Annotated in this window: 10 protein-coding genes; 8 read left to right on the top strand and 2 right to left on the bottom strand. The window is 44.9% G+C overall.

From position 1 onward, the window contains the following. The first annotated feature begins 271 nt into the window (after positions 1 to 271). From AACV32_RS06265 to AACV32_RS06255, 3 genes are all read left to right on the top strand, one after another. Complete coding sequence (locus tag AACV32_RS06265) at positions 272 to 1,267, top strand: TRAP transporter substrate-binding protein (protein ID WP_017044592.1); 996 nt, start codon at positions 272 to 274, stop codon at positions 1,265 to 1,267. A 134-nt stretch (positions 1,268 to 1,401) separates the two neighbouring features. Next, entirely contained in the window at positions 1,402 to 2,088 is a 687-nt protein-coding gene (locus AACV32_RS06260; protein ID WP_026028632.1) for a TRAP transporter small permease, read from the top strand. A gap of 3 nt (positions 2,089 to 2,091) precedes the next feature. After that, positions 2,092 to 3,453: a TRAP transporter large permease gene (locus AACV32_RS06255; protein ID WP_170894784.1), complete on the top strand. Its 1,362-nt coding sequence runs from the start codon at positions 2,092 to 2,094 to the stop codon at positions 3,451 to 3,453. Between the two features lie 49 nt (positions 3,454 to 3,502). Here the strand turns inward: AACV32_RS06255 and AACV32_RS06250 are convergent, their stop codons facing one another. Further along, positions 3,503 to 4,843, bottom strand: coding sequence for a sigma-54-dependent transcriptional regulator (locus AACV32_RS06250; RefSeq protein WP_170894783.1), 1,341 nt, complete (start codon positions 4,841 to 4,843; stop codon positions 3,503 to 3,505). A 49-nt stretch (positions 4,844 to 4,892) separates the two neighbouring features. Further along, complete coding sequence (locus tag AACV32_RS06245) at positions 4,893 to 6,680, bottom strand: sensor histidine kinase (protein ID WP_170894782.1); 1,788 nt, start codon at positions 6,678 to 6,680, stop codon at positions 4,893 to 4,895. Positions 6,681 to 7,261: 581 nt separating this feature from the next. Between AACV32_RS06245 and tig the strand changes: the two genes are divergently transcribed. The 5 genes from tig to AACV32_RS06220 all read left to right on the top strand — a co-directional run bounded on the left by tig (position 7,262) and on the right by AACV32_RS06220 (position 13,599). Then, positions 7,262 to 8,563, top strand: coding sequence for a trigger factor (tig, locus tag AACV32_RS06240; protein WP_013857186.1), 1,302 nt, complete (start codon positions 7,262 to 7,264; stop codon positions 8,561 to 8,563). Positions 8,564 to 8,668: 105 nt separating this feature from the next. Continuing rightward, positions 8,669 to 9,295 carry an ATP-dependent Clp endopeptidase proteolytic subunit ClpP gene (gene clpP, locus AACV32_RS06235; RefSeq protein WP_010317461.1) on the top strand — a complete coding sequence of 209 codons (627 nt, stop codon included), beginning with the start codon at positions 8,669 to 8,671 and terminating at the stop codon, positions 9,293 to 9,295. An 83-nt stretch (positions 9,296 to 9,378) separates the two neighbouring features. Then, the gene (gene clpX / locus AACV32_RS06230) at positions 9,379 to 10,659 is read left to right on the top strand and encodes an ATP-dependent protease ATP-binding subunit ClpX (protein WP_013857185.1); all 1,281 of its coding nucleotides are present in this window, start codon (positions 9,379 to 9,381) and stop codon (positions 10,657 to 10,659) included. Between the two features lie 120 nt (positions 10,660 to 10,779). Beyond that, on the top strand, positions 10,780 to 13,131 hold the full coding sequence (lon, locus tag AACV32_RS06225) for an endopeptidase La (RefSeq protein WP_170894781.1): 2,352 nt from the start codon (positions 10,780 to 10,782) through the stop codon (positions 13,129 to 13,131). 195 nt (positions 13,132 to 13,326) lie between these two features. Continuing rightward, positions 13,327 to 13,599 (top strand): HU family DNA-binding protein, encoded by a 273-nt coding sequence (locus AACV32_RS06220; RefSeq protein WP_026027116.1) that lies wholly within the window; start codon positions 13,327 to 13,329, stop codon positions 13,597 to 13,599. Positions 13,600 to 13,682: the final 83 nt, after the last annotated feature.

Genomic DNA, 13,682 nt, shown 5'->3' with positions numbered 1-13,682 from the left:
GTTTCACATTTTTTGTCATTCTCATCGCCGCCCTTTGATGGATTTAGCTGGGTGTCATTTCCCACCCAAAATTCATATTCCTTGGGTCATTTTCTACCCATTTTTGCTTTCTATCATAAGATTCTATGGGTTGTTGTTAACTGAATAGTTGGCGACACCTTATAGTTACTGGCTTGTTAATGAAATGTGTCATGTTGGCTTGTTAATTGCCTTATAGAAAACAACCAGCACCCATTGATGGGGCTGATATGTTCAATCAAGGAGAATAATAATGTTAAAGCCACTGACTTTGCTGACCGCTTCCATTCTTGCTGTAACCAGTTTTAATGCGGCCGCAAATTGCGACCCCGGCGAAATCGTCATTAAGTTTAGCCACGTCACGAATACAGATAAGCACCCTAAAGGCATTGCGGCTTCGCTGCTTGAAGAGCGTGTTAATAAGGAGATGAATGGTAAGGCTTGCCTACAAGTTTTCCCTAATTCAACGTTATACGATGACGACAAAGTATTGGAAGCCATGCTAAACGGCGATGTGCAGCTAGCGGCGCCTTCATTATCAAAATTTGAAAAATTCACCAAAAAATTCCGTATTTTTGACCTGCCATTCCTATTTGAGGATGTGGACGCAGTTGACCGTTTCCAAAACTCGGCTGACGGTGAAAAACTGAAAAATTCAATGACACGTCGTGGTGTAAAAGGGTTGGAGTTTTGGCATAACGGTATGAAACAGATGTCAGCCAATAAACCTCTACTCGTGCCGGCGGATGCAAAAGGATTAAAGTTCCGCGTGCAAGCATCTGATGTACTGGTGGCTCAGTTTGAGCAGCTTGGTGCAAACCCGCAAAAAATGTCTTTTGCAGAAGTGTATGGCGGTTTGCAAACCAAAGTTATTGATGGTCAAGAAAATACATGGTCCAACATTTACGGTAAGAAATTCTTTGAAGTGCAAGATGGCATTACCGAAACCGATCACGGCATTTTGGACTACCTAGTGGTGACATCGAGCAAGTGGTGGGACAGCCTACCAGCCGATGTGCGTGACCAGTTCGCGACCATTTTAAAAGAAGTCACTGAAGCGCGTAATGCGGAATCAAATAAAGTCGAGCTCCAAAATAGACAATATGTATTGGAAGCCGGAGGCGTGATCCGCACTCTCACACCTGAACAGCGCCAGCAATGGGTTACAACGCTGAAGCCTGTGTGGCAGAAATTTGAAAAAGATATCGGTTCAGATTTGATTGAGGCAGCGCTGGCTTCAAACAAATAATCAGCCTCCAACCACCACCTTGCGTGGTGGGGTTGGACTCAACGCGTTTATTGCTCGTCTCATTGATAACTAACCTGAAGCCGTGCGGTGACCTTGAGTCAATTCCGATAATTACTATGAGAGCGATGTATCACATGGAACACTCTTTTTTCTCTAAAGTCGGCCGATTTACCGATGCGATTGAAGAAATGCTGATTGCATTCTTCTTGGGCTCGATGACCTTATTAACGTTCGTTAACGTTGTTTATCGCTATGTTTTTAACGGCAACATTTTATGGGCATTGGAATTAACCGTGTTCATGTTTGCATGGATGGTACTGGTTGGTGCGTCCTATGGGGTAAAGAAACACTTTCACATCGGAGTTGATGTGGTCATTAACATGGTGCCTGCAACTATGCGAAAAGTGTCTGCACTGGTCGCGGTGGCTTGTTGTTTAACCTTTTCTATTTTACTGCTCATCGGTTCGTGGAATTACTGGTATCCGTTTGCGACTGAGCGTGCTTGGTATGAAACCGACGATATTCCTATGCCGGAAATGCTGCAATTTCTCTCCGATTGGCTCAATGAAGGGGAGCGCTATGAAAAAATGCCGCGCTTTATTCCATACATGGCATTGCCTATCGGAATGGGATTACTCACTTTTCGCTTTTTACAAATCGCCTATCAAATTCTCAGCGGTAAGTTAGACAGAATGATTTCTGGCCATGAAGCCGAGGAAGATCTTGAAGCGCTCAAAGCGGAAATGGCACAAGTGAGCGAGACCATGTTAGAGCCGAACCGCGAAGCGACCCCGCCTATTGATTCTCGCAAGGAGCGTTAATTCATGGATATTTTACTGCTGTTTGTTATGGTCATCGGCTTTATGTTAGTCGGTGTACCCATTGCTATCTCGCTCGGATTATCCAGCGTTCTGTTCCTACTTTGGCACTCCGATACTTCTTTAGCGTCAGTGGCTCAAACCTTGTTTAACGCTTTTGAAGGCCATTACACTTTGCTTGCGATTCCATTTTTTATTTTGGCTTCCAGCTTTATGTCAACCGGAGGTGTAGCAAAACGCATTATCCGTTTCGCTATCGCTATGGTGGGTTGGTTTCGGGGAGGGCTTGCGATTGCTTCGGTAGTGGCCTGTATGATGTTTGCGGCGCTGTCTGGTTCTTCGCCTGCTACAGTGGTGGCGATCGGTAGTATTGTTATTGCCGGAATGGTTAAAAATGGCTACAGCAAAGAGTTTGCCGCTGGGGTTATTTGTAATGCTGGCACATTGGGCATCTTGATCCCACCTTCGATTGTAATGGTCGTGTACGCAGCCGCGACCGATGTATCGGTAGGGCGCATGTTTTTAGGCGGTGTGATCCCAGGTTTATTAGCGGGTTTGATGCTGATTGTTGCTATCTACATTTTTGCACGAATTAAAAACCTGCCGAAACAATCTTTTGTGGGTTGGAAAGAAGCGATCTTCGCCGCCAAAGATGCCAGCTGGGGTTTGTTGCTGGTGGTGATCATTCTCGGCGGGATTTACGGTGGTATCTTTACGCCAACCGAAGCGGCTGCGGTGGCAGCGGTATACGCTTTCTTGATTGCCAATTTTGTTTACAAAGATATGGGGCCGTTCGCCGACAAAGAAAATACCAAACCTGCCTTGGTCAAAATCGTGCAAACCTTTTTCCATAAAGATACGCAAGCGACTTTGTTTGATGCAGGCAAACTGACCATCATGCTGCTGTTTATTATCGCCAATGCATTGATATTGAAACATGTTCTGACCGAAGAGCGTATTCCGCAAATTATTGCTGAATCGATGCTTTCCGCCGGTCTCGGGCCTATAACATTTTTGATTGTAGTCAACATATTACTGCTACTTGGTGGTCAGTTTATGGAGCCATCAGGGCTGCTGATCATTGTTGCTCCATTGGTCTTTCCCATCGCCATCGCACTCGGTATTGACCCCATTCACCTTGGGATCATGATGGTGGTGAACATGGAAATAGGGATGATCACACCGCCCGTCGGGTTAAACTTGTTTGTCACCGCAGGGGTTGCCAAAATGTCGATGATGAATGTGGTGAAAGCGGCGCTACCGTGGGTGGCGATTATGTTCCTATTTTTGATGATTGTGACCTACGTGCCTTGGATTTCCACTTGGTTACCAACCACCTTAATGGGGCCGGAAATCATCACTAAGTAACCAAAATGCTGACCTGAAATTTCTATGGCTGCGGCATGTTATTAGAGCTCTATATTTTATAGAGCTCTTTGTCTAATCCGTAACGCTGCATTTTGTCGTACAACGTTTTACGCGGTACGTTGAGCCTTTCCATTGTTTCATTGATACGCCCACCACACTCAATCAATGCTTGTTCAATCACGGATTTTTCAAATTCGGCCACTTGTTCGACTAAATGGGTGGGTAATTTTTGTGATGGCTCGCTGTCGCCTAACTGAGCCAGTTTCCCCAATAGCACATAGCGTTCTGCGGCGTTGCGTAGTTCGCGTACGTTTCCCGGCCAGTCATGGCTGATTAAGCGCTGCATTTCAGGTTGAGAGAGTGCGGTTGCCGCTTTACCGTAACGAGCCGCGGCCACTAACAAAAAGTGATGGAAAAGCGCGGGAATATCCTCTTTACGTTGGCGAAGTGGTGGAATATCTAATGTGACAATGTTTAAGCGATAGTAGAGATCTTGACGAAAGGTGCCTGCTTGAGCTGCTTGCTTTAAATCGATTTTTGTTGCGGCGATGACTCGAATATCCAGAGGAATCAAGGTATTGGACCCAACTCGTTCAATGACTCTTTCTTGCAATACGCGTAATAAACGAATTTGCGCCTGCATCGGCATTGATTCAATCTCGTCCAGAAATAAGGTGCCGCCTTGTGCATGTTCAAATTTGCCAATGCGTTTGGTTTCAGCGCCAGTAAAGGCGCCTTTTTCATGGCCGTAAAGTTCACTCTCTATCAAATTTTCAGGCACTGCGCCGCAGTTCAGTGCGACGAAATTGAGCCCGCGGCGAGAACTCTGCTCATGTAACGATCGAGCAACCAGCTCCTTTCCTGTGCCAGTTTCGCCAAACAGTAGAATGTCAGCCTGAGTGTCGGCGACATGAGTGATGGTGTCCCTTAACGCTTGGATGTTGCCAGTATTACCGATAATGCGTGGTCCAAGAGTTTGGCTCGCTTTTAAGCTGCGTTTTAGCTGCTGATTTTCTAACGTTAAGTGGCGTTTTTCTATCGCGCGGTGGATGGTTTCTATCAAGCGTTCAGTAGCAAAAGGTTTTTCGATAAAATCGTATGCGCCATCGTGCATCGCTTGTACGGCCATCGAAATATCGCCATGTCCTGTGATCAAAATAACAGGGACCTCAGCATCTTGATGATGAATCGAGTTGAGTAAGCTCTGGCCACTGAGGCCAGGTAAGCAAATATCGCTCACCACCACAAGAGGCAGCCCGTCGGCTTTGGCCGCCAGTAAGGCTTCTTCCGCACTGGAAAATAACCGCGCTGTGAGGTCGGCGAGCTCGAAACTTTGCGCAATGGCGATACGGATATCCGCCTCATCATCGATAAAAAATACATCACACATTGGTTGTCCTTAACTGCTTTTTATCTTTAAACCATACTTTGTCTGTAAATCACACGCTTGGCGTAACGATCGGTAGAGAGACTGAAAATCGCGCCCCACACTGCGGTGAACTGGTCATCGTTAACTCACCGTCCATGCTTTGTATTATCTGCTGTGAAATCGACAAGCCTAAGCCTAAGCCATTTTTTTTCGTGGTGAAAAACGGTTCGAAAAGATGGGCTATTTTTTCTTGTGTAATTCCCGGGCCGTTATCATCAATATGGATCAACACTTGAGAGGCCTTGCACTCAGTGCTCAAACGAACGCATTTTTGATGTTGTTCCTCAAGGGCCTGCATCGCGTTGGTTAGCAAGTTAATCAAGACTTGTTCTAGTTGGATTGGATTGACACGCACCCAAAGATCCATCGCGGGTAATTCCATTTCAAATTGAATCAAATTCGATTTAAATTGCGGTTGCATCAACTCTTTTGTCGACAAAATGATCGGTAATAATTGCGCGTTCACTTTCTCATCGGTGTTACTTTTTCGCGCAAACGATTTGAGCTGTTCACTGATTTTAGCCATGCGTTCGGTGAGCGCTGAAATGCGAGTCAAGTTGTCATCGGTCCGTTCCGGCTTACCATTGGCTAAAAAACGCCGCCCATTGTCGGCAAAACTGCGGATAGCGGCCAGTGGATTATTCAGCTCGTGACTAATACTGGCGGACATTTGCCCAAGCACAGCCAGTTTCGCAGCTTGGATCAATTCATCTTGAGTTTGGCGTAACATGCTCTCTGTTTTACTTCGCTCCGCAATTTCCGCGTGCAGTGCAGAGGTTCGCTCCATCACCAGAAACTCTAATTTTTGTTTTGCTTCAGACTGTAACTGTTCGATTTGGCGCTGTTTGAGTTGGCGGTGATGAACCAGTAATAGCCCTAAGTAGACGATGGCAAACAGCATGCTGTTGATCAGAGTAAATCCAAAGCTATCCCAGAAAATGTTTATTTTGGGCGATAAAACCCGAATGTTGAGCCCGATACTGGGCAGCGGTTTGGTTGAAACGATGAAATCGCCTTTAATCCAAGTTTGATAAGGATTTTCCCATTCGGCAACGGATGCATTGAAATCGCCGATCAATCCGAGTGAGCGAATAGAGGTATCAAGATATTGGCGGCTATTTTGAACCGCAATTCGATCGCTTTCGCTCAGCATGGCAACACTTTTAAACAGCCACTCCGGTTGGCTGGACATGAAAATAATGTTGTTGTTGTCGGTGGCGACAAAATAGCTTTGTTTGCTCTGCCAGTTTTCCTCAATCGCGGAAAGATCCATCTTCACTACCACTACGCCAATGACATCCGCGGCATAAACGATAGGGTAGGAGTAGTAATATCCTCGTTGCCCCGATGTTGATCCTAACGCAAAATATTGGCTCTCTTGTCCAGTTATGGCCGTTTTAAAGTAAGGCCGCCAAGCGAAGTTTCGGCCAATAAATGAATGAGTGAGGTGCCAGTTACTTGCTGCGATCGTGTTGCCATATTGGTCGATGAGGTAGGTGTCAGCGGCTTGAATCACTTCATTGACCTGTTCTAAATAGCGATTAGTGATTTCAATTTGGGCGCTATTGCTGGGGCTGTGTAAAGCGTCAATGAGTTCTTTATCTTTGGCTAGCAATCTTGGGATATGTGCATATTTATCAAGTTTTGTGGTGATGTGGCTAGAGAATCGCTCTAGCTGAGCTTGATGTTCAATCAATAAACTTTGGTAGTTGTGCCGCCAAACAAAATGCGCCCCAGCCGCGGTAGACAAAAGGAATAACGTTACAAAAATAAGGTTTACTCGGCGAATATGTAGCATCCTTTCTCCATGTTCAGCGGCGCGACAAGGGCAGTTCTTTTGCGAGAGATATCCATTTTTGCAAGTGATAATGCTCCCAGCATTGACTCATAATTCTACTGGTTTTCCTTTGGGTGATGTTTAAAAAGAGCGCAATTGTGGGGTGCAAAACAGGAGCAAGATCTCTTTTTACGCTTTTGGGGTAAAAAAAGCCTCGATTCCCTTGAAAAAGCCTTTATTGTCCCCATTTCAAAACTGTGCTTTTTCACGTTGGTGGAATTTTTAGCACTTAGAAAGCAATTTAGGGTACGGAATCATCTCTCTGCGGTGATTGGCTCGACAGCACTGATTCTGGTCGGTAGAATGTCGCGTCTAAATTTTCTGTCCTGAGACTAATCAGAGATACCTTTTGTGATGCATTAGAGTCTCTAAAGATATCGCTTATTAGTCCAATATTGGGTCTTTTGGCCAATGTTGATGCTGGTTTTAATATAAGTGTTCGGATAGAGCACAACACAAGGATGCAGCCAAGCACAAGGCATCGCCTAAGTTGCGGCTCATATTGCTCAGAAATACTGGGCCAGTTTTGAGGTTTATAAATAATGCAAGTTACTGTTGAAACGCTAGAAGGCCTAGAGCGCCGTCTGAATATTACTGTTCCTGCTGCTAACATCGAAGATGCAGTTACAAAAGAGCTACGCAATATCGCTAAGAATCGTCGTTTCGATGGTTTCCGCAAAGGCAAAGTGCCTTTGAAAATGGTTGCGCAAATGTACGGTAAAGCGGTACGTCAAGACGTCATGGGCGAAGTGATGCAACGCCACTTCATTGAAGCTATCGTAAAAGAGAAAATCAACCCAGCAGGCGCACCAACATTCGCACCAGTTTCTATCGAAGAAGGCCAAGACCTTGTTTTCAATGCAACTTTTGAAGTATATCCAGAAGTTGAGTTAAAAGGTCTAGAAAACATCACTGTTGAAAAACCAGCGGTTGAAGTGAAGGAAGAAGACGTTGCTGAGATGCTAGAAACGTTACGCAAGCAACAAGCAACGTGGAAAGAAGTAGACGCAGCTGCGGAAGCGGGTTCGCGCGCGACGATCGATTTCGTTGGTTCTATTGATGGCGTTGAGTTTGAAGGCGGTAAAGCTGAAAACTTCCCTCTAGAAATGGGTGCAGGTCGCATGATCCCTGGTTTTGAAGACGGTATCGTTGGCAAAACCAAAGGTATGGAATTTGAAATCGACGTTAACTTCCCTGAAGATTACCACGCGGAAAATCTAAAAGGTAAAGCGGCGAAATTCGCAATTAAAATCAACAAAGTTGAAGTGCGTGAATTACCAGAGTTAAACGACGAGTTCGTTGCCAAGTTTGGTGTGGCTGAAGGCGGTGTTGAAGCGCTGAAAGCTGAAGTTCGCAAAAATATGGAACGTGAACTTAAGCAAGCAGTAAAAAACCGCATTAAAGAGCAAGCGATTGAAGGTCTAGTAAAAGAGAACGATATCAATGTTCCTTCTGCACTGATCGATCAAGAGATCGACGTACTGCGTCAACAAGCTGCGCAACGCTTTGGCGGTAACCCAGAAGCGGCCGCTCAACTACCACGTGAATTGTTCGAAGAACAAGCAAAACGTCGCGTAGTGGTTGGCCTACTTCTTGGTGAAGTGATCAAGTCTGAAGAGCTAAAAGCTGACGAAGATAAAGTGAAAGCATTGATCGAAGAGATGGCAACAGCGTACGAAGATCCAGCTGAAGTAATGGCATACTATTCTCAAAATCAGCAAATGATGAACAACATGCGTAACCTTGCTCTAGAAGAGCAAGCAATCGACGCGATCATTGCTAAAGCACAGGTTTCTGAAAAGGCTGTTAGCTTCAATGAGCTAATGAACCAGCAACCTGCTTAATAAGCAATATGTAGCGTAGGTGGTTGACTACAGGTTAACTATTCTGCTAACAATGGTCCGTGTGATACCCATCATTCGGGCCATTTATTTTAGGGACATAACAATATGAGCTACCAAGAAAAAAACGCAATGTCGCCAATTTTTGACGCGCTAGTACCCATGGTGGTTGAGCAGACTTCCCGCGGTGAGCGCTCATACGATATTTATTCCCGCCTACTCAAAGAACGAGTGATTTTCTTAACGGGTCAAGTTGAAGATCACATGGCTAACCTTGTTGTAGCGCAGCTGTTGTTTTTAGAATCGGAAAACCCTGATAAAGATATTTTCCTCTACATCAACTCGCCAGGAGGCAGTGTGACTGCTGGTATGTCAATTTATGACACCATGCAGTTCATCAAGCCGAATGTTAGCACTGTTTGTATGGGCCAAGCTTGTTCAATGGGAGCATTCCTATTGGCTGGTGGCGCTCCGGGGAAACGTTATGTGTTACCTAACTCACGCGTGATGATTCATCAGCCGTTAGGTGGTTTCCAAGGCCAAGCTTCGGATATCCAGATCCATGCTCAAGAGATCCTTACCATCAAGCAAAAACTCAACAAATTGCTTGCTGAGCATACAGGCCAACCGCTTGAAGTTATCGAGCGTGATACCGACCGTGATAACTTTATGTCTGCTGACCAAGCTGTGGAATACGGTTTAGTCGATGCAGTCTTGCGTCACCGTGGCGAATAACAGTTCTCAGAATTGTTTAACGCATTTTGGCGTAATTTGAGTTACACTCAGACGATTAAAAGTAAAGGCTAAGAGGTTAGCGAATGACAGACAAAAGCAAAGAGAGCGGTAGTAGTAAACTGTTGTATTGCTCTTTCTGTGGCAAAAGCCAGCACGAAGTTCGCAAGCTGATCGCCGGTCCTTCTGTTTACATCTGTGATGAATGCGTTGATTTATGTAACGACATCATTCGTGAAGAGATTAAGGATGTTCTGCCAAAAAAGGAATCTGAGGCGTTACCTACGCCGCATAAGATCCGTGAACATCTTGATGACTATGTGATTGGCCAGGAACATGCAAAAAAAGTGCTCGCAGTGGCCGTATATAATCACTACAAGCGTTTACGAAACGGTGATAAAACGAGCGATGGGGTTGAGTTAGGTAAGAGTAATATTCTTCTTATTGGCCCAACAGGTAGTGGTAAAACACTGCTTGCAGAAACATTAGCTCGTTTCCTAGACGTACCTTTCACAATGGCAGACGCCACCACATTAACTGAAGCAGGTTATGTCGGCGAAGATGTTGAAAATATCATCCAAAAGCTGCTGCAAAAATGTGATTATGACGTTGCAAAAGCGGAACGTGGTATCGTCTACATCGATGAAATTGATAAGATTTCTCGTAAAGCAGAAAATCCTTCAATTACCCGAGATGTCTCAGGTGAAGGGGTTCAGCAAGCGCTGTTGAAATTGGTGGAAGGCACTATCGCTTCGGTTCCACCGCAAGGTGGCCGTAAGCATCCACAACAAGAGTTTTTACAGGTAGACACATCCAAAATCCTCTTTATCTGTGGTGGTGCATTTGCGGGCCTAGATAAAGTGATTGAACAACGTGTTGCGACAGGTTCAGGTATTGGCTTTGGTGCGGAAGTTCGCTCTAAAGATGAAACCAAAACTATCGGTGAGTTGTTCAATCAAGTAGAGCCTGAAGATTTGGTAAAATATGGGTTGATCCCTGAATTTATCGGTCGTCTTCCCGTAACGGCTACCTTGACAGAGCTGGATGAAGAAGCACTGATTCAAATCCTGTGTGAGCCGAAAAACGCGCTGACGAAACAGTACGCAGCCTTGTTTGAGTTAGAGAACGTTGACCTAGAGTTTCGTGAAGACGCATTGCGCGCCATTGCAAAAAAAGCAATGAACCGCAAAACGGGCGCACGTGGTTTACGCTCTATATTGGAAGGCGTACTACTCGAAACCATGTATGAACTGCCATCGGTAAACGATGTCAGCAAAGTGGTTATCGATGAATCAGTCATTAATGGTGAATCACAACCGCTACTAATTTACAGCGGAAATGAGAGCCAAGCGGCTGGCGCAGAGTAAATCTCAATCAGAAATATTTAAAGGAGGTAGCAAATACCTCCTTTTTTTTATTCTGTTATTGAATCCCGTGAGTTAGCCCCCATATACTCGGTAATCAGTTGAAGCGGAAGAGAGAATAATATGAACTTGGAACGTTCCGAGCGTATCGAGATCCCCGTACTACCTCTACGTGACGTGGTGGTTTATCCTCACATGGTCATTCCTTTGTTTGTTGGCAGAGAAAAATCCATCCAATGCCTTGAAGCGGCGATGGATAACAACAAGCAAGTGTTACTTGTGGCACAAAAGCAAGCGGAAACCGACGAACCGAAAATTGAAGATCTTTTTGAAGTCGGGACAGTTGCAACGATTTTACAACTTCTGAAATTACCTGACGGTACCGTGAAAGTGTTGGTTGAAGGCCAACAGCGAGCGAAAATTGATCGCTTCATCGAGCGTGAATTTTTCTCCGCAGAAGCGCAGTATCTTGTCACTCCTGAGTTGGATGATAAAGAGCAGGAAGTCGTCGTTCGCAGTGCAATCAACCAATTTGATGGTTTTATCAAACTCAACAAGAAAATCCCGCCTGAAGTATTAACGTCGTTAAATGGGATTGATGAAGCCGCGCGTTTGGCTGATACCATCGCCGCTCACATGCCATTGAAATTGATTGAAAAACAAAAAGTTCTCGAAATTGTTGATGTCAGTGAACGTTTGGAATTTTTAATGGGACAAATGGAAGCGGAGATCGACCTATTACAGGTTGAAAAACGCATTCGTGGTCGCGTTAAAAAGCAGATGGAAAAATCTCAGCGTGAGTATTACCTCAACGAGCAGATGAAAGCGATTCAGAAAGAATTAGGTGAGATGGATGACGCACCTGATGAATTTGAAATCCTGAAAAAGAAAATTGACGATTCCAAAATGCCGCAGGAAGCGCGCAAAAAAACGGAACAAGAGCTGCAGAAATTGAAGATGATGTCTCCAATGTCTGCAGAAGCAACCGTTGTGCGTAGCTATATTGATTGGATGGTCAATGTTCCTTGGGCAAAACGTTCAAAAGTTAAGAAAGATTTGGCAAAAGCTGAAGAGATTTTAAATGCCGATCACTACGGTTTAGATCGTGTCAAAGAGCGTATTTTAGAATATCTCGCGGTACAAAGTCGTATCAACAAGCTGAAAGGGCCAATTTTGTGTCTTGTTGGTCCCCCGGGCGTTGGTAAAACGTCTCTTGGCCGCTCGATAGCGGCGGCAACAGGTCGACAATATACCCGTATGGCGTTAGGTGGAGTGCGTGATGAAGCAGAAATTCGTGGTCACCGCCGTACTTACATCGGTTCTCTTCCGGGTAAGTTGATTCAAAAAATGGCGAAAGTTGGTGTGAAAAACCCACTGTTCCTGCTTGATGAAATCGACAAAATGTCTTCAGATATGCGTGGTGACCCATCTTCCGCATTGTTGGAGGTGCTTGACCCTGAACAAAATAGCACCTTTAACGATCACTATTTAGAAGTGGACTATGACTTGTCTGATGTCATGTTTGTTGCGACATCAAACTCAATGAACATCCCAGGTCCGCTGCTTGACCGTATGGAAGTTATCCGCCTTTCCGGATATACAGAAGACGAAAAGCTGAATATTGCTAAACGCCATCTAGTGACTAAGCAAGTTGAGCGGAATGGTTTGAAGCCTCATGAAATTGTTATCGAAGATTCAGCCATTATTGGTATTATCCGTTATTACACACGTGAGGCGGGCGTACGAAGCTTAGAGCGAGAGATTTCAAAAATTTGCCGTAAAGCGGTGAAGAAAATCTTGTTGAATAAAGACATAAAAACCGTGGTAGCCAACCAAGAGAATTTAAAAGAGTTTCTAGGTGTGCAACGTTGTGATTTTGGCAAAGCCGACGACAGTAACCAAATTGGCCAAGTTACGGGTTTAGCATGGACAGAAGTAGGCGGTGATTTGCTGACTATTGAAACCGAATCAATGCCTGGCAAAGGCAAGTTGACGCAAACTGGTTCTCTGGGCGAGGTGATGCAAGAATCCATTCAAGCTGCGATGACTGTGGTTCGCGCACGCGCCGAGAAATTAGGGATTAACGCTGATTTCTATGAAAAGCGTGACATTCACGTTCACGTGCCAGAAGGCGCAACACCAAAAGATGGCCCAAGCGCGGGTATTGCTATGTGTACGGCGCTTGTCTCTAGCTTGACGGGTAATCCTGTGAAAGCGGAAGTCGCGATGACGGGTGAGATAACGTTGCGTGGTGAAGTATTACCTATCGGCGGTTTGAAAGAAAAACTGCTCGCAGCACATCGTGGTGGTATCACCACCGTATTGATCCCAAAAGAGAATGAGCGTGATTTGGAAGAGATCCCTGCAAATGTGATTGCTGATCTAAAAGTCATTCCCGTTCAATGGATTGATGAAGTTTTGAAGATCGCACTTGAACGAGACCCTTCTGGGGTTGAATTTGAAGCTAAAAAATAGTGATGTGCAGCAAAAATAAGTAAAAGATCACGCTGATAGGCTTAAAAAGGCTTGTCAGCGTTTTTTTTGGGCGCTAACGTAAGCCCCTATAGCTTGCAGCCCAGATGTAATAAGGCTTCAAGCTAGTTTGGGAACTTAATGGAACGAAAAGTCACCGTTAAAAAATAATAATGGGTGACGCAAAGGGGAATCACAGTGAATAAAACACAATTAGTAGAAAAAATCGCAGAAAACGCTGACATCTCTAAAGCATCGGCAGGCCGTGCTCTTGATGCATTCATCGAAGCCGTTAGTGGCACTCTTCAATCTGGCGATCAAGTAGCGCTTGTTGGCTTTGGTACATTTAGCGTTCGCACTCGTGCAGCGCGCACGGGTCGTAACCCTAAAACGGGTGAAGAGATCCAAATCGCAGAAGCAAAAGTACCTGCTTTCAAAGCAGGCAAAGCGCTTAAAGACGCTTGCAACTAATCAAAATCGTTATTTTTTGCGGCTTAAGCGCAAAATTAATTCGAACCTTTTGAAATTATGCGCATCCTACTGATGCGCATTTC

The organism is Vibrio sp. B7, from assembly GCF_963888765.1.
In the GTDB taxonomy this organism is placed as follows: Bacteria; Pseudomonadota; Gammaproteobacteria; order Enterobacterales; family Vibrionaceae; genus Vibrio; species Vibrio anguillarum.
Note: the sequence above shows the minus strand (reverse complement) of the source record. Positions and strands in the feature narration are given on the sequence as shown.

Excerpts from the sequence above, each read along its gene's own strand:
- AACV32_RS06265 (WP_017044592.1), top strand. The coding sequence starts at position 272 with ATGTTAAAGCCACTGACTTTGCTGACCGCTTCCATTCTTGCTGTAACC.
- AACV32_RS06260 (WP_026028632.1), top strand. The coding sequence starts at position 1,402 with ATGGAACACTCTTTTTTCTCTAAAGTCGGCCGATTTACCGATGCGATT.
- AACV32_RS06255 (WP_170894784.1), top strand. The coding sequence starts at position 2,092 with ATGGATATTTTACTGCTGTTTGTTATGGTCATCGGCTTTATGTTAGTC.
- AACV32_RS06250 (WP_170894783.1), bottom strand. The coding sequence starts at position 4,843 with ATGTGTGATGTATTTTTTATCGATGATGAGGCGGATATCCGTATCGCC.
- AACV32_RS06245 (WP_170894782.1), bottom strand. The coding sequence starts at position 6,680 with ATGCTACATATTCGCCGAGTAAACCTTATTTTTGTAACGTTATTCCTT.
- tig (WP_013857186.1), top strand. The coding sequence starts at position 7,262 with ATGCAAGTTACTGTTGAAACGCTAGAAGGCCTAGAGCGCCGTCTGAAT.
- clpP (WP_010317461.1), top strand. The coding sequence starts at position 8,669 with ATGAGCTACCAAGAAAAAAACGCAATGTCGCCAATTTTTGACGCGCTA.
- clpX (WP_013857185.1), top strand. The coding sequence starts at position 9,379 with ATGACAGACAAAAGCAAAGAGAGCGGTAGTAGTAAACTGTTGTATTGC.
- lon (WP_170894781.1), top strand. The coding sequence starts at position 10,780 with ATGAACTTGGAACGTTCCGAGCGTATCGAGATCCCCGTACTACCTCTA.